This window comes from Chryseobacterium gwangjuense, from assembly GCF_021311115.1.
GTDB lineage: Bacteria > Bacteroidota > Bacteroidia > Flavobacteriales > Weeksellaceae > Chryseobacterium > Chryseobacterium gwangjuense.
This window is the reverse complement of record NZ_JAJTNP010000001.1, coordinates 229,542-245,796: the sequence shown is the minus strand read 5'-3', so window position 1 is coordinate 245,796 and position 16,255 is coordinate 229,542. Positions and strand designations below refer to the sequence as shown.

The following is a 16,255-nucleotide window of genomic DNA, read 5'->3' as shown; positions in this document are numbered from 1 at the left end:
TTACCGTAAAAACTAATTTTATTAACTATTAAAAAAACAAGAAATGTCTAGAAAAGGAAACAATACAGCGGGAATTTTGGCAGGACTTCTTGCAGGAGCAGCTGCAGGAGTTATTTTGGGAATGCTTTATGCTCCGGAAGAAGGAAAAGAAACGAGAAAGAAAATTAAAAATAAAGCAAATGATTTAAAAGATCAGGCAAGAAGTAAATACGGAGAAGTTTCTGAAAAAGTAAAAGATCAGTATGGTAACATTTCGTCTACTTTTAAAGAAACAGCAAATAATGTAGCACATACTGTAAAGGATGGTTATGATAAATATAAAGATCAAATTGTTGCTAAAACTACAGATGTTGTAAAGGATGTAGAAGCAGAATTGAATGATCTGAAATAATACATAATTTATTTTTCTGGAATAAATTATAAGAAGGAACTTTGTGAATGAAAGTTCCTTTTTTTGTAACTTTAAACAAAAACAATGGTAGAAACTATTAAAGAATATGCATCGAAAAGAATAGACCTGCTCAAGCTTGAAGCTACAGAAAAGTCTTCTCTTTCTGCGGGTATTATTACTTACCTTGTCATTATGTTGGTTGCTTTTGCATTTTTCATCATTCTTTTTAATTTTGGAATTGCATTTCTTATAGGAAAAGCATTGGACAATACTTCTTACGGTTTTTTAATTGTTGCTGCATTTTATTTCGTAATCATGATTTTCATTGTAGCTTTCAAACAAAAAATAGTATATTCTGTAGCAGATAAGGTAATCAAATTTTTAAATCATTAAACCATGAGTGCAAAATATGAGAGCATACAGGAGTTAAGAATCAAGAAAAAATTATTAAAAAATGAAATTAATGATTTGGAGGGGCTTTTAACTTTTAAAAATACAAAAGAGAGCTTAAGTGCATTTACCAATGGACTTACCGATCAGTATCTGCAGGAGAAAGTAGACGAAGACGGAGATGAGAAGATCGTTTTAAGAAAAGATGTAATTGCGAAGCAGCTTGCTACAGAAGTAAAAGATGTATTCATGAATAAAAGTACAGCATTGGGAATTGCCAGTTCTGCGCTTAAAGGAAATGCATTGGATAGTGTAGTAAAACTGGGAGTAACAGCTCTTGTAGGAAACTATGCAAAAAAGAATATGGGCAGCTCCAATTGGAAGAAAAAACTGATAGGTGCCGCTTTAATATACATTGCTCCTATTGCCTTGAAAATGGTAAGAAAAAAATTGGAAGAATATCAAAAGAACAAAAGTGTCTCCAGTTTGGAACAACTGATTTAAATTAAAACTTGAAGGTTAGAAATTTGTTTTATATAGGCTAATTTCTAACCTTTAACTTTTTACTTCTTACCTCTTCCCTATTATTTTGAAAACAGTTGTCCTAAAATAATCCCTGCTGCCATAGAAACATTCAGGCTTTCTGTAGACTGGGATTTTCCGAATCTTGGGATTGTAATATTTTTCTGAAGTAATTTTTCTGTTTCCGGACGTATTCCGTTACCTTCATTTCCTAAAATTAAATTCAGATTTTCAGGTTTTTCAAAAGTATAAATACTCTCTCCTACCATATCCGTTCCTACATTGATATTTTGAGTATTTGAAAGATATTCTGTAAGGTTTGTGTACACAACATTTACTCTCGTGAATGACCCCATTGTCGCCTGAACAACTTTTGGATTATAAAAATCTACGGTATCTTCGCTGCAAACAATCTGTTCTATTCCAAACCAATCTGCTAAACGGATAATCGTCCCTAAATTTCCTGGATCCTGAATACCATCTAAAACAAGCTGAATCTTTTTGTCTACGATTTCAGCCTGTTCCTCATTAAGCCAGCAAACAGCAACGGAATCTTTAGGATTCATCAAAAAACTGATCTTTTTCAATTCATTTTCAGAGACATGAGTAACGGGTATCGTACCGCAATCCAATTTTTGTGGATCGGTAGAGAATATTTCTTTAATTTTAAAGTTAGAATTGAAGAGTTCTCGGATGGTTTTATTACCTTCAACCAAAAACAAATTGTATTTTTGTCTGAACTTCTTTTTATCTAAAGACTGTAAAATTTTTATTGTATGAGCTGTAAGCATTTTATGAATTCTCCTCAAAAATATTATAAAATTATATCATTTGCAACATTTGTGGGGCTACTTTATGCTTGTAGCACCACCAAAAAAGTTCCTGACGGAGAATATTTGCTTACCAAAAATTCATTTGAATTCGAAGATACCAAACAACCTTTTGATAGTGAATTAAAAGGCTATGTACAGCAAAAACCGAATAAGAAACAGTTTCTTTTCATGCCTTTGAGTTTATGGTTGTATAATGCTGCGGATCCTAAATATGATACTATTCTTAATGAATATATGACGTATCCCAACGAAATGAGAGATCAGAAACTAAGAGATTCTCTTTTTTTGAAATACAACATGAAAAGCAGTGTAGGCAAAAGTTTATTTCTGGACAGGCTATATCATAACTGGGGATCCGCCCCTGTTATTCTGGATCCTACAAGAACGGAAAAAGGAGCCGAATCCATTGAAAACCGAATGGGATATAAAGGATATTGGGATGCAAAAGTAAAGTTTAAAATTACCACAGATTCTACTTCTAAAAAAGCTCAGACCACCTATTATATTACCCATAATGATCCTACGCTCATCAAAGAATACTATTATAACATTCCTGATCCCGGTATAAAAAGTAATTATCAGCTGAATTTACAGAAAAGCCTTATCAAATCCGGACAAATTCTTGACCAGACTGTGTTGGAAAAGGAAGTGAACAGAATTAATGAGGTGATGAGAGAACAGGGATACTATAAATTCAACGCTTCCGGAGAAGAGGTTGGTTTTGTGGCAGACTCACTGAAAAGCACTAAAAATGTTCCTTTAACCTTAGAAATCCATAAAGATTCTGTAAATACGCCCTATAAAATTGCAACCTTTGGAAATGTGGATGTAGCCATAGTTGACAGGATAAGTGATTTTCCTAAAAACACAAAGAAAGACAGTCTTAGAAGAATTAGGTTTCATAAAATTAATGAACAGTATAGAACTCCTGCGCTCTGGAGGTCAATCATCGTCGCTCCAAATTCGATCTATGATCAAAAACAGCTGGATGTTACGAAAAGAAATATTCTGTCTATGAATAACTTCAGTATTCTGAAGGCGAAAGATTCTTTAAGAAGAGGAGGCGGAACCTCTCCGAACGACAGTATAGTAGATGTTCTTTATATCCTGAAACCACTTGATAAATATGATATTAAAGTGGCAACCGATGTCAATTACTCTCCATTATTGAATTTTGGTGTTGCTCCATCTGTAGATTTAGTGACCCGAAATGTTTTTGGAGGAGCAGAAAACTTATCGACCAGTGTTGCCGGAACCTTTGGTACCATTAAAAACCCTAAGAATTTAGATAAAAGGATTTTAGCCTATGAACTAACCGCTCAGGTTGCTCTTAATTTTCCTAGACTACTAGTTCCTTTTAATTATTATAAACTGATTCCTAAGCGTTACACTCCTACGACCTCTATTCTTTTAGGATCATCAATTCAGAATAATATCGGATTGGGGAGAATAAACTTTAATACAGGACTTAATTACGCAGCCAATGTCAATGATAGGATTACCCATAGATTGACATTATTTAACCTTCAATTGAGTTTAACGAAAAATAAAAGCGCTTACTACGATTTCTTTGTAAATGATGCAAAAATCAGAGATCTCGTTTATGAGGATTATTTCCAGTTTGACTCTGTTACAGGTCAAAAATATAATGCTGGCTTACTTTCAGCAGACGCAGTTTCAGCGCAGATTATAAAAGATGAAGGTTATAGAAACAGTCTTGATGCACAACAAACCAATGATCTGAATAGTTTCCATCAGTCTCTGATTAACAAGGACAGACAAACACAGGATGTGATCATTTCTTCTATGATCTATAACTTTATCTATAACGAAATTGGTAAAAGGGATTACGAAAACCCTTTCTATTTCAATGGAAAGGTAGAATTCGCGGGTAATATTCCAAGTATTTTTAATCAGAAAAGAGAAGAAAGCGGTATCGTTGCATCAAATCCGCAGCGTACAATATTCGGAGTCCCTTATTCTCAGTTTGTAAAATTTGATTTTGACATCAGAAAATATATTAAATTCGGTAATCAGACATTGGTGTTAAGACAATTTATGGGAATCGGAATTCCTTATGGAAACTCTTCTTCAATGCCTGTAATACGTTCTTATATTAACGGAGGACCCAATGATATCAGAGCATGGACTGTTTTTGGAGGATTGGGACCTGCGAATTCGCAGGTTGATGAAAAAGTGCGTACTTACGTTATGGACAATCTGAAGCTGACCACCAATATCGAATATCGAGTTCCTTTCAATGATATGTATGAAGGAGCAATTTTTACAGATATCGGGAACATTTGGAGCTTACGAGATAATGGATTTAATGATCAGTTTAAATTCAATAAATTTTTAGGACAGGTGGGTATCGGAAGTGGTTTCGGAATAAGAGTGAATATTGCTTATATTAAGCTTAGATTCGATTTTGCCTACAAAATCTATGATCCGAATAAACCTGAAGGAGAAAAATGGAGATTCAAAGAATTTAATCCGTTAAAACCTACCTTTAATATAGGTTTTGGTTATCCTTTCTAATCAGGAGATATTCCCAAAATATAATATACTACAGCAGCCACTCTGGCAAGAACTTCTCTGGATTGGTTTCTGTAGTAACTTTCCGGTTTGTTAACATCCTGAGCATCAAATCCCAAAGCATTCATATTATTATTTCTTGCAAAAAATAAAGCACGGAGATTATGAAAACCTTGAGATACAATGATCACATGTTTTCCTTTATAGACATTTTTACAGCGTAAAATGCTTTTATAGGTATTAAATCCTTTAGGATCTTCAATAATAATTTCTTCGGGAACTCCTTCTTCATATACCAGATAATTTTTCATGGCAGCAGGTTCGTTGTACCCTTTGCTTTTCTCTCCGCTTACTATGATCTTTTTAATTTTTCCATGATGATAAAGTAGTGCCGCTGCATCCATTCTTTTCGTAAAATACGGATTGGAAATTCCCGATCTCATCTTGGGTGAAGTTCCCAGAACGAGCGCAATTTCTCTGGGGGGAATTTTAGATATTTTGGTATAAGTTCTTCCGTTCGTAAGAGCAAAAACCCATGCATTCGCCAAAATAATCAATAAAACTCCAAGTTCTACTGATGACAAAAAAAGGCGATATATGTTTTTTAGAATTCTCAACTAAAATCAAAGTTAAGCTTTATTTTTTTACTTTTAGCAATAGACATACAAGCTAAAATATGTCCTTTCTTTTCTTCTTTTTCCGTTAAATATTCATTTTCAAGAAGTTCTACTTCTCCTTCCTCCAAAATACATTCGCAGCTACCGCAGATTCCTGATTTACATGAATACGGTACCGGAAACTTCTGAATCAATAGTTGTTGCAGAATTTTTTCCTTATTGTCCGGAAGTTCGGTTTCATATTTTTGACCTAACATTTTAAACTCTACTGCTACATTTTCAATGAGAGGAAATTCTTTTTCTATAGGATAAATATTGTCATTAAACTCTTCAAAAAGCTCAAAATGAATATTTTTCTTCGGAATTCCGTGATGATAACAAGCATTTGCCAATGTTTTAATCATTTCTCCTTTTCCGCAAATTAATACATCGTCTACTGCATCCCAGATCGTAGATTCTTCATCAGTATCATCCAAATGAAGAATCTGATTGATGATTAAACCCAGCTTTTTTTCATCCAGCCTTCCGTAAAAGAAGTTATTGGATGTTTTTTCTTGAGAATAAAAATAGAAAATCTGTAATCGTTCGCCGCAAGTTCTGGCAAGATTGTCCAGCTGTTCTCTGTAAACTAAATCCTGTGAACTCTTATTTCCATAAAATAAAAACAACCTTGTTCTAGGCTCGTTGTGAAGAATGTTTTTGAAGTGGCTTAAAATAGGAGTAATTCCAATTCCTGCAGCAAAACCTACAATCGTTCTAAACTCACTGGGTTTTGATACCAAAGTAAATCTTCCACTAGGTTCGCTTACAAGCAATTCATCACCAATATTATAATTTTTAAATAATTGTGAAGTTACTCCATCTGGAGAATTCACCTTTATTCCTAATGTTATTTTATGTTCATACGGAGCTGAAGTCATCGAATAGTCATTGATCACTTCTTTGCCATGAGCCTGAAATTTCACACTAACAAACTGCCCGGCTTCAAACGCAAAATTTCCTTTTAAATTCTCTGGAATTTCGAACTCTAGAGAAAAAGTATTTTTGGTCAGTTCTTGCTTTTTCGCTATTTTTAACCAATGAAACTGTGTCAGTTTCCCTTTATAGATTTGTTGTTCCATACTTCAATTCAAAAATAGATAAAAAATAATTTATGAAGAAGATAATTTTATCCACGCTTGTTCTGTTTGCCATAGCAAGTTGTAAAAAAGAAAGCCAGAAAAATGATGAAGCTGTTGCAGTAACGGATTCTATTTCCGCTTCAGAACCCTCTTCTGCGGTAGCTCCTTTGAAAATGCTTACTTTGGATAAAGTTTCCGAGATTTTAAATAAGAAAAATGACACCCTGTATGTAACCAATTTTTTTGCAACATGGTGTGGTCCTTGTGTAAAAGAAATACCACATTTTAAAAATAAAATTGAAGAACTAAAGGGAAAACCCGTAAAAATCACCTTTGTAAGTTTAGACCAAAAAGAAGCATGGAATACGGAAGTTCCCCGCTTTGTAGCAGAACATGGAATTCAGGATCATACCGTTCTTGTAGATGGGCAGCTTATGGATGAATATTTCTTCAAAAATAATTTCAAGCAATGGACTGGCAATGCAATTCCTTTTACTTTTATGAGAAAAGGTGATAAAACAGATGAAACATTGGGAATGATAAGCGAAGAACAGCTGAACGAGAAAATTAATTCTTTTCTAAAATAAACTTCAGACTTTATAATGTCAAATAAGTTTAAAATTCTGTGTTTAATTTTAATAATCGCAATTATCTTAACAGCGATCATTAATCTGAACACAGGATTTTTAAGTTTACATGTTCAGGATTTCTTTCAGGATTCATCGAATAGTCAGATTGCAGAAATTCGGGTAAACCGTGTCTTAGTGATGCTTTTGGCGGGAATATCCATTCCTACTTCCGGGTTTCTGATGCAGGAATATTTTCAGAATCCTTTGGCCGGACCCGATATCTTGGGAATCACTTCTGTAGCGAGTTTATCTGTGGCTTTTTATATCTTCTTTTCACATGACATTCTGATTCCTGAATTTCTTCAAAACAGTTTTTTAAGTTTAGCTGCAATTGGGGGAAGTTTATTACTGATGCTGGTTTTATTATCCATGTCAAATAAATTCCAGGACAAATCATATTTGATCATATTTGGTTTCTTGGTTTCAGCTTTTGCCGGAGCAATTGTTTCCTTGCTTCAGTTCTATGCAGAAAACCAAAGTCTGAAAAATTACATTTTGTGGTCTTTTGGAGCTAACAATATGGTATCAAGAAATCAGGTGTATGTATTGACAGTTTTAGTGATCATCGGATTGTTGATCTGTTTTAAAAGTATAAAACCTTTGATCGGAAATTCGTTGGGAAGTTCATACGCACAAAGTTTAGGTGTTAATTTAAATCAGTTAAAACTGTTCATTATTGTTGCTTCTTCCCTGCTCTCAGCTTCTGTTACAGCATTCTTAGGACCCATTTTATTTATAGGAATTATTGTTCCCCATTTTTGCAGACTAATTTATAACCCGGCAAAACTTTGGCAGCAATGGATCTTGAATATGTTTTTAGGGATGTTCATCATGCTCGTTTTTTCGATCATTGCAGAAAAAACACAAATACCTTTAAATGTAATAAGTTCCGTTTTCGGAATTCCGGTAATTTTAATGATGCTTTTGAAACAGAATAAAGTTTAGCAGTTGGAAATTCGCAAAGACACAAAGTTTATTTTATAATTTAATGTTTAAAGGCGCAAAGATTTTATCTTCGATAAAATTGAACACTTCAAATTGAAAATCTTTGATTTTCTTGCGTCTTAAAAACAACATTATAGTTTTTTATCTTAGCGCCTCTGCGATAAACCAACAATAAATATAAAAACACAAAACAAATGACAGAAAATGAATTATCAAAAGTAGTTTTTGATACCGGGTTAAAAATACATAAGAAACTCGGATCAGGATTATTTGAACATGTTTATGAAGAATGTATGTTCTATGAATTAACAAAAACCGGTCTATTCGTAGAAAAGCAAAAATTACTTCCAATAATATACGAAGAATTAAAAATTGAAAATGCCTTTAGATTAGATATGATCATTGAAAATAAATTAATTTTAGAAATTAAGACTGTTGATTATATTAATTCTATTCATAAGGCTCAGCTTTTAACTTATTTAAAAATGACAAATTGTAAATTAGGATTACTTTTAAATTTTCAATCCGATGTTTTCAAAAATGGTGTAACAAGAATGGTAAATTTTTTATAAAATTAAATTCTAAAAATTTGATAAAGTCAAATTCTTTGCACCTTAAAACAGTATTTTTGTAAAATAAACTTTGCGTCTTTGCAATAACCCAACAACATGCACCTACAAATTCAACAAGCAAATATCGGCTACAACAAAACCCTAATTTCAAATGCAAATGCACAATTGAATTTAGGAGAAGTATGCTTGTTAATTGGTAACAACGGTGTAGGAAAAACAACTTTAATTAAATCGATTTTACATCAAATTCCACTATTAAGCGGAGAAATTTCTATTCATCATAAAAATGTAAAGAACCTTTCTGTTAAAGAAATTGCAGAACATATTGCGGTAGTTTTTTCAAAATCGATCATTCCGCAGAATTATACGGTTGAAGATTTGATTTCTTTAGGAAAATATATTTATTATCCTTTCTATTTTGAGCTTAAAAAAGAAGACCGGGAAGAAGTTTCGCATATTATTGAGGAACTTGATTTAGTACAATATAAAAATACTTTACTTAAAAATCTTTCAGACGGAAATCTTCAGAAAGCTTTTATCGGTAGAGCTTTAACACAGAGCTCTCCTATCATTATTCTCGATGAGCCTACAACTCATTTAGACGAAAAAAATAAGATTATTATCTTAAAAACACTACGCAAATTAGCTCAGGAACAAAATAAATTAATCTTGTTCTCTTCTCATGACTGGCGTTTAGCAAAAGAATTTGCAGATAAAATATGGTATGTAAAAGACCATCATTTGTATACAGGAATCGTTGAAGATATTTTGCTACAGCATGATGAATTGACAAATGCTTCTCTATTCCAAATTAATGACAAATTTGTTGCTCCTAAAATCATCGCCCCTGATTTTTATAAAGAAATGTTGTATTCTTTGCTTCAAAAAAACTTCCAAAAAGACCTTTCTGCTCTACATTTTGAATTTCAGACCAACTTTTGGTTAATTTCCGGTAATTCTTTTAAACAACAATGCGAATCCTTCGAAGAAATCGTTAATTTCGTGAAAACCATTTACTAATCCTTCTTTTTCTTTAGATATTCCATATACTATGCATGCATAGTATTATGCTTCTCATACAATTTAATCCGTTTATTATCAGTGTATTAACAAATTTTAACGTTAATAAATATTATGCATGCATAATATTTGCTAAATTTGGGTAAACCCATTACAGCAAAATATGATGGATAACAATAAAGATAAAATAGGAAACGTGGATTTAATTTTAAAACAGACCTGGTTGGCTGTTTCTAAAATGTATACAGATCTTGCGCAGGAACATGATTCTACGGCAGTTCAGGCGCTTACTCTTCTCAAAATTGATCCAAAAGAAGGAACCAGAAGTACGAATCTAGGTCCTAAAATGGCTATTGAACCAACCTCTCTTACAAGAATCATCAAACTTCTCGAAGACAACGGATATATCTATAAAGAAAAGACCACCACAGATAAGCGTGAGGTTATTATTAAACTTACAGATAAAGGATTGAATTCCAGAAACATGTCTAAAGAAGTTGTGGTAAACTTTAACAAAAGAGTGATGGAGAAGATTACTCCTGAGAAGTTAGATACCTTCAAAGAAGTGATGTGCGAAATCATGAAAATAGCAACAGACCTAAACAACAGAAAATAAATTTTTCTGACCCAATTAAAAACAATTACAAATAATAAATCTAAATGAAACCGTGAGGTTACATCTGATCCATTAAATAAATATGTTACAGATGAAACTTGCTAAGTTACATTTGACCAATAATAAAATAAATATATTCAAATGAAAAGAAGAATCAAACACGTTACAGTTCTTGGTTCAGGAATTATGGGAAGCGGTATTGCAGCACACTTTGCCAATATTGGCGTAGAAGTTTCGCTCTTGGATATCGTTCCTTTTGAACTGACTGAAGCAGAACAGAAAAAAGGTTTGACCAAAGAGGATAAAGCGGTAAGAAACAGAATCGCTTCAGAAAACTTTGAAAAACTGAAAAAAGCAAGTCCGGCTCTACTCTATTCTCCGAAATTCGCAGATAGAATCAAAGTTGGAAATTTTGACGATGATTTGCCAAAAATAAAAAATACAGACTGGATTATTGAAGTGGTAGTTGAAAGACTTGACATCAAAAAATCCGTTTATGAAAAAATTGAACAGTTCAGAAAACCCGGAACTTTGATTTCTTCAAATACATCAGGAATTCCTATTCATTTACTAACGGAAGGAAGAAGCGATGATTTTAAACATTATTTTGCAGGAACGCACTTCTTTAATCCGGTAAGATACCTTCCTCTTTTAGAGATTATCCCTACTAACGACACTGCTCCGGAAGTTATTGACTTCTATATGAATTACGGAGCAAAATTTTTAGGAAAAACAACGGTTTTAGCAAAAGATACACCGGCATTTATCGCCAACAGAATCGGAGTATTTTCCATGATGGATTTACTTCATAATGTTCAGAAATTAGGTCTAACAGTTTCTGAAGTTGATAAATTAACTGGTCCTGTAATCGGTCGTCCAAAATCTGCGACGTTCAGAACAGCGGACGTTGTTGGATTGGATACATTGGTGATGGTAGCCAATGGTGTTCGTCAAAGCGGTGCAGAAGCTAATGATTTCAATAATGTTTTTGCGCTTCCTGATTACATCCAGAAAATGGTTGATAATAAATGGTTAGGTTCAAAAACAGAGCAAGGTTTCTACAAAAAAGTAAAAAATGCAGAAGGAAAATCTGAAATTCACGGATTAAATCTTGATACTTTAGAATATGAACTTCAAGGAAAATCTTCTTTCCCGACCTTAGAATTAACTAAAAACATTGACAAGCCGATTGACAGATTCAAAGTATTAATTGGCGGAAAAGATAAAGCCGGAGAATTGTACAGAAAATCTTTAGGGGCATTGTTCGCTTATGTTTCGCATAAAGTACCTGAAATTTCTGATGAAGTATACAAAATCGACGATGCGATGAGAGCCGGTTTCGGTTGGGAAAACGGGCCGTTTGAAATCTGGGATGCAGTTGGTGTTCAAAAAGGTATTGAGTTAGCAACAGAAGCAGGTTATCAAGTTTCAGACTGGGTGAAAAATGTAGAGACTTTCTATAAAGTTAATGATGAAGGACAAAGTATTTATGTTGATAAAAATTCAGGCGAATACAATAAAATTCCTGGACAGGATGCTTTCATTATTTTAGATAATATCAGAAAAAACAAAACGCTTTGGAGCAACTCCGGTGCTGCCATTGAAGATTTGGGTGACGGAATTATCAACTTTGAAATCCGTTCTAAAATGAACTCTTTGGGAGGTGAAGTTTTGGATGGATTAAACAGAGCGATTGATTTAGCTGAAAAAGAATATGACGGATTAGTGGTCGGAAATCAAGGTGCTAATTTCTCTGTTGGAGCCAATTTAGCAATGATTTTAATGATGGCTATCGAGCAAGATTGGGATGATTTGAATATGGCGATTGCTTATTTCCAAAAATCAATGATGAGAGTTCGTTACTCTTCTATTCCTATTGTGGTCGCTCCTCACGGAATGACGCTTGGTGGTGGTTGCGAAATGACGATGCATGCCGACAGAGTGGTTGCAGCAGCAGAAACGTATATCGGATTGGTAGAAACCGGAGTCGGTGTAATTCCTGGTGGTGGTGGAACAAAAGAATTGACCTTGAGAACTTCAAGAGAATTTCACAACGATGATGTTAAAAACAACAGACTTCGTGATGCTTTTATGAACATTGCAATGGGTAAAGTGGCAACTTCCGCTTACGAAGCTTACGATATGGGAATCCTTGAAAAAGGGAAAGATATTGTTTCTGTAAGCAAAAACAGACAGATTGCTGAAGCTAAAAAAGTAGCAAAACTATTGGCAGAACAAGGATATACTCAACCTATCGAACAGAAAGTAAAAGTTTTGGGTAAAGATGCTTTGGGAATGTTCTATGTGGGAACAGACCAAATGTTAACCGGAAACTTCATCTCTGCACACGACAAAAAAATTGCAGATAAATTAGCTAATGTAATGGTAGGAGGAAATCTTTCTGAACCAACTGTCGTAACCGAACAATACTTATTGAATCTTGAAAGAGAAACATTCTTACAGCTTTGTGGTGAGAGAAAAACGTTGGAGAGAATTCAGTATATGTTACAGAATGGAAAACCGTTGAGAAATTAATAACTACCCAAATTAGCATAATCTTTTGTCATTCCGTAGGAATCTAAGCTGAGATGCTTTCAGCATGACAAAGTAGATGTTTAATCAAATAATTTTAAAAAATGTCAAAGACAGCATATATAGTAAAGGGTTTCAGAACTGCCGTTGGAAAAGCACCAAAAGGAAGTTTAAGATTTACAAGACCCGATGTAATGGCGGCAACCGTAATTGAAAAATTAATGGCTGAACTTCCGCAATTAGATAAAAACAGAATTGATGACCTTATTGTAGGAAACGCAATGCCGGAAGCTGAACAGGGCTTAAACGTAGCTCGTTTAATTTCCTTAATGGGATTAAACACAGACAAAGTTCCCGGAGTTACCGTAAACAGATATTGTGCATCAGGAAGTGAGGCAATTGCCATTGCGTCTGCAAAAATTCAGGCAGGAATGGCTGATTGCATCATTGCAGGAGGTACAGAATCAATGTCTTATATTCCAATGGGTGGTTATAAGCCGGTTCCTGAAACAGATATAGCTAAAACAAACCCTGATTATTATTGGGGAATGGGATATACGGCAGAAGAAGTTGCCAAACAATACAACATCACAAGAGAAGAACAGGATCAGTTTGCTTTTGAATCTCATATGAAAGCTTTAAAGGCTAATCAGGAAGGGAAATTTGCCAATCAGATTGTTCCGATTCCAGTTGAATATAATTTCCTGGATGAAAACCAGAAAATGCAGACTAAAAAGTTTGATTTCTCAGTAGATGAAGGTCCGAGAGCAGATACGTCTTTGGCTGGTTTATCTAAACTAAGACCGGTTTTTGCCAACGGAGGAAGCGTAACTGCAGGAAACTCTTCTCAAATGAGTGACGGAGCAGCTTTCGTAATGGTAATGAGCGAAGAGATGGTAAAAGAATTAGGATTACAGCCAGAAGCTAGATTAGTTGCTTATGCAGCAGCCGGACTTGAACCAAGGATTATGGGAATGGGACCAATCTATGCAATTCCTAAAGCTCTTAAACAAGCAGGTTTAGAATTAAAAGATATTGAATTAATTGAGCTAAATGAGGCTTTCGCATCGCAATCAGTTGCCATTAAAAAAGAATTAGGTTTAAATCCTGATATTTTGAATGTAAACGGAGGAGCGATCGCATTGGGTCACCCACTTGGATGTACTGGAACAAAATTAACGGTACAACTTCTTGATGAAATGAGAAGACGCGGAAACAAATACGGAATGGTTTCTATGTGTGTGGGAACAGGGCAAGGAGCGGCGAGTATTTTTGAATTATTGTAAGGACAAAAGAACAAAGAATAAAGAGAAAAGACCCGAATGAAACATAATTTTAAGAATCTGGATATCTGGAAATTGTCAATTGAATTGGCGAATGATATTTATATTCTTACAGACAGTTTCCCTAAAAGTGAAGAATTTGGTTTAAAATCTCAACTTAGAAGATGTTCTGTTTCTGTTGCTTCAAATATTGCTGAAGGTTCAAGCAGAAGTTCGAATAAAGATTTTAATCGATTTTTAGAAATAAGTCTTGGCTCTCTTTATTAATTGCAAACTCAAATTATAATCTCTTCCAATAGAGATTATTTTGAACAAATAAAACTTGAAATTATAGAAAATAAAATCACAGAATTACAGAGAATGATATCCGGCTTTCAAAAAAACTTAAAGTTGTAAGTCTTTTTTCTTTTCTCTTTATTCTTTAATCTAAAAAATCATAAAATAATGACTACACTTAATAAAACACTAAAAGGAGGTGAATTCCTGATCAAAGAAATTCCTGCAAACGAAATTTTCAGTCTTGAAGAACTTTCAGAAGAGCAAAAAATGCTTCGCGATTCTGCGAAAGAATTTATTGATAGAGAAGTGATTCCGCAACATGATCGTTTTGAGAAAAAAGATTATGCATTGACAGAGGAAAAAATGCGTCAGTTAGGAGAAATGGGATTGCTGGGAATTACTGTTCCCGAAGAATATGGCGGTCTTGGAATGGGATTCGTCAGCACGATGTTGGCTTGTGATTACGTTTCAGGAGGAAACGGTTCATTAGCAACAGCTTACGGGGCACACACAGGAATCGGAACATTACCTACTCTTCTTTACGGAAGTGAAGAATTAAAAAAGAAATATCTTCCTGATTTAGCTGCAGGAACAAAATTCGGAGCATATTGCTTGACGGAACCGGATGCTGGTTCTGATGCCAATTCAGGGAAAACAAGAGCAAGATTGTCTGAAGACGGAAAACATTATATCATCAATGGACAAAAAATGTGGATTTCCAATGCTGGTTTTGCAGATACTTTCACTTTGTTTGCTAAAATTGATGATGATAAAAACATCACTGGTTTTGTGATTAACCGTTCAGAATTGGAAAATCCTGAAAGTCTGACTTTCGGTGAGGAAGAGCACAAATTAGGAATTCGTTCGTCTTCTACACGTCAGGTTTTCTTCAACGATATGAAAGTTCCTGTAGAGAATATGTTGGGAGAAAGAAATAATGGTTTCAAAATCGCTTTGAATGCATTAAATGTTGGTAGAATTAAATTAGCGGCGGCAAATCTTGACGGACAAAGAAGAATCTTAAACCACTCTATTCAGTATTCCAACGAGAGAAAGCAGTTTGGTGTTTCTATTTCAACTTTTGGAGCGATCAGAAAGAAAATTGCTGAAATGTCAACCGGAGTTTTTGTGAGTGAAGCTGGTTCTTACCGTTTGGCAAAAAATGTTGAAGATAAAATTGCAGAATTGGTTGCCGGAGGAATGGATCATCAGCAAGCTGAATTAAAAGGAGTTGAAGAATTTGCTGTAGAAGCTTCTATTCTTAAAGTTTTCGTATCAGATCTTACTCAGACTACTGCTGACGAAGGAATCCAGATCTACGGAGGAATGGGATTCTCTGAAGATACTCCAATGGAATCTGCATGGAGAGACGCAAGAATCGGAAGAATTTATGAAGGAACCAACGAAATCAACAGATTGTTGGCAGTTGGAATGTTGATTAAGAGAGCGATGAAAGGGGAATTAGACTTATTATCTCCGGCAATGGCAATCAGCAAAGAATTGATGGGAATTCCTTCATTCGAAGTTCCTGATTATTCTGCATTCATGAGTGAAGAAAAGGCAATTATCGCGAACCTTAAGAAAGTGTTCTTGATGGTTTCAGGTGCTGCTCTTCAAAAATATATGATGGATATTGAGAAGCAACAGCATTTATTACTAAACGCTTCTGAAATCCTTAACCAAATCTACATGGCAGAATCTGCAATTTTAAGAGCAGAAAAACACTTCGCTGCTGATTCTGTGGAAGCTGCAATGGCTCAATTAAACCTTTACAAAGCGGTTGAAAAAATCATCGTAGCGGCAAAAGAAGGAATTATTTCTTTCGCAGAAGGTGACGAACAAAGAATGATGCTTTCAGGCCTAAGAAGGTTTACAAAGTATACCAACCATCCGAATGTAGTGGCATTAACAGAAAAAGTAGCTGCACATTACATTAATAAAGGATCTTACTAGTCTTTTAAATATAAATT

At 34.3% G+C, this 16,255-nt stretch carries 16 protein-coding genes; 13 read left to right on the top strand and 3 right to left on the bottom strand.

From position 1 onward, the window contains the following. Positions 1–43: 43 nt before the first annotated feature. From LV842_RS01085 to LV842_RS01075, 3 genes are all read left to right on the top strand, one after another. The gene (locus tag LV842_RS01085) at positions 44–391 is read left to right on the top strand and encodes a YtxH domain-containing protein (RefSeq protein WP_233109614.1); all 348 of its coding nucleotides are present in this window, start codon (positions 44–46) and stop codon (positions 389–391) included. Between the two features lie 84 nt (positions 392–475). Next, positions 476–784: a phage holin family protein gene (locus LV842_RS01080; protein ID WP_233109613.1), complete on the top strand. Its 309-nt coding sequence runs from the start codon at positions 476–478 to the stop codon at positions 782–784. A 3-nt stretch (positions 785–787) separates the two neighbouring features. Then, positions 788–1,285 (top strand): phosphoribosyl-ATP pyrophosphatase, encoded by a 498-nt coding sequence (locus tag LV842_RS01075; protein ID WP_233109612.1) that lies wholly within the window; start codon positions 788–790, stop codon positions 1,283–1,285. An 80-nt stretch (positions 1,286–1,365) separates the two neighbouring features. Here the strand turns inward: LV842_RS01075 and LV842_RS01070 are convergent, their stop codons facing one another. Then, complete coding sequence (locus tag LV842_RS01070; RefSeq protein WP_233109611.1) at positions 1,366–2,094, bottom strand: TrmH family RNA methyltransferase; 729 nt, start codon at positions 2,092–2,094, stop codon at positions 1,366–1,368. Between LV842_RS01070 and tamL the strand changes: the two genes are divergently transcribed. Beyond that, positions 2,080–4,674 (top strand): translocation and assembly module lipoprotein TamL, encoded by a 2,595-nt coding sequence (gene tamL, locus LV842_RS01065; protein WP_233109610.1) that lies wholly within the window; start codon positions 2,080–2,082, stop codon positions 4,672–4,674. The two genes, LV842_RS01070 and tamL, sit on opposite strands and share 15 nt — an antisense overlap. Here the strand turns inward: tamL and LV842_RS01060 are convergent. Both LV842_RS01060 and LV842_RS01055 read right to left on the bottom strand, forming a co-directional pair. Beyond that, positions 4,671–5,288, bottom strand: a complete 618-nt coding sequence (locus LV842_RS01060) for a SanA/YdcF family protein (protein ID WP_233109609.1) — start codon at positions 5,286–5,288, stop codon at positions 4,671–4,673. The two genes, tamL and LV842_RS01060, sit on opposite strands and share 4 nt — an antisense overlap. Further along, positions 5,285–6,409 (bottom strand): ferredoxin--NADP reductase, encoded by a 1,125-nt coding sequence (locus LV842_RS01055; RefSeq protein ID WP_233109608.1) that lies wholly within the window; start codon positions 6,407–6,409, stop codon positions 5,285–5,287. Before LV842_RS01055 ends, LV842_RS01060 begins: the two co-directional genes overlap by 4 nt. 32 nt (positions 6,410–6,441) lie before the next feature. Here LV842_RS01055 and LV842_RS01050 point away from each other — a divergent pair, with 32 nt between their 5' ends. From LV842_RS01050 to LV842_RS01010, 9 genes are all read left to right on the top strand, one after another. After that, positions 6,442–6,996: a TlpA family protein disulfide reductase gene (locus LV842_RS01050; protein WP_233109607.1), complete on the top strand. Its 555-nt coding sequence runs from the start codon at positions 6,442–6,444 to the stop codon at positions 6,994–6,996. Between the two features lie 15 nt (positions 6,997–7,011). Next, on the top strand, positions 7,012–7,983 hold the full coding sequence (locus LV842_RS01045) for a FecCD family ABC transporter permease (RefSeq protein ID WP_233109606.1): 972 nt from the start codon (positions 7,012–7,014) through the stop codon (positions 7,981–7,983). A gap of 194 nt (positions 7,984–8,177) precedes the next feature. Then, positions 8,178–8,555 carry a GxxExxY protein gene (locus LV842_RS01040; RefSeq protein WP_233109605.1) on the top strand — a complete coding sequence of 126 codons (378 nt, stop codon included), beginning with the start codon at positions 8,178–8,180 and terminating at the stop codon, positions 8,553–8,555. Positions 8,556–8,651: 96 nt separating this feature from the next. Continuing rightward, entirely contained in the window at positions 8,652–9,575 is a 924-nt protein-coding gene (locus LV842_RS01035; protein WP_233109604.1) for an ABC transporter ATP-binding protein, read from the top strand. Between the two features lie 166 nt (positions 9,576–9,741). After that, positions 9,742–10,191, top strand: a complete 450-nt coding sequence (locus tag LV842_RS01030) for a MarR family winged helix-turn-helix transcriptional regulator (protein WP_233110054.1) — start codon at positions 9,742–9,744, stop codon at positions 10,189–10,191. A 141-nt stretch (positions 10,192–10,332) separates the two neighbouring features. Next, the gene (locus LV842_RS01025) at positions 10,333–12,726 is read left to right on the top strand and encodes a 3-hydroxyacyl-CoA dehydrogenase/enoyl-CoA hydratase family protein (RefSeq protein WP_233109603.1); all 2,394 of its coding nucleotides are present in this window, start codon (positions 10,333–10,335) and stop codon (positions 12,724–12,726) included. Between the two features lie 101 nt (positions 12,727–12,827). Beyond that, complete coding sequence (locus LV842_RS01020; protein ID WP_233109602.1) at positions 12,828–14,009, top strand: acetyl-CoA C-acyltransferase; 1,182 nt, start codon at positions 12,828–12,830, stop codon at positions 14,007–14,009. 36 nt (positions 14,010–14,045) lie between these two features. Continuing rightward, positions 14,046–14,273 carry a four helix bundle protein gene (locus tag LV842_RS16100; protein WP_317207289.1) on the top strand — a complete coding sequence of 76 codons (228 nt, stop codon included), beginning with the start codon at positions 14,046–14,048 and terminating at the stop codon, positions 14,271–14,273. Between the two features lie 177 nt (positions 14,274–14,450). After that, entirely contained in the window at positions 14,451–16,238 is a 1,788-nt protein-coding gene (locus LV842_RS01010; protein WP_233109601.1) for an acyl-CoA dehydrogenase family protein, read from the top strand. Positions 16,239–16,255 lie beyond the last annotated feature (17 nt).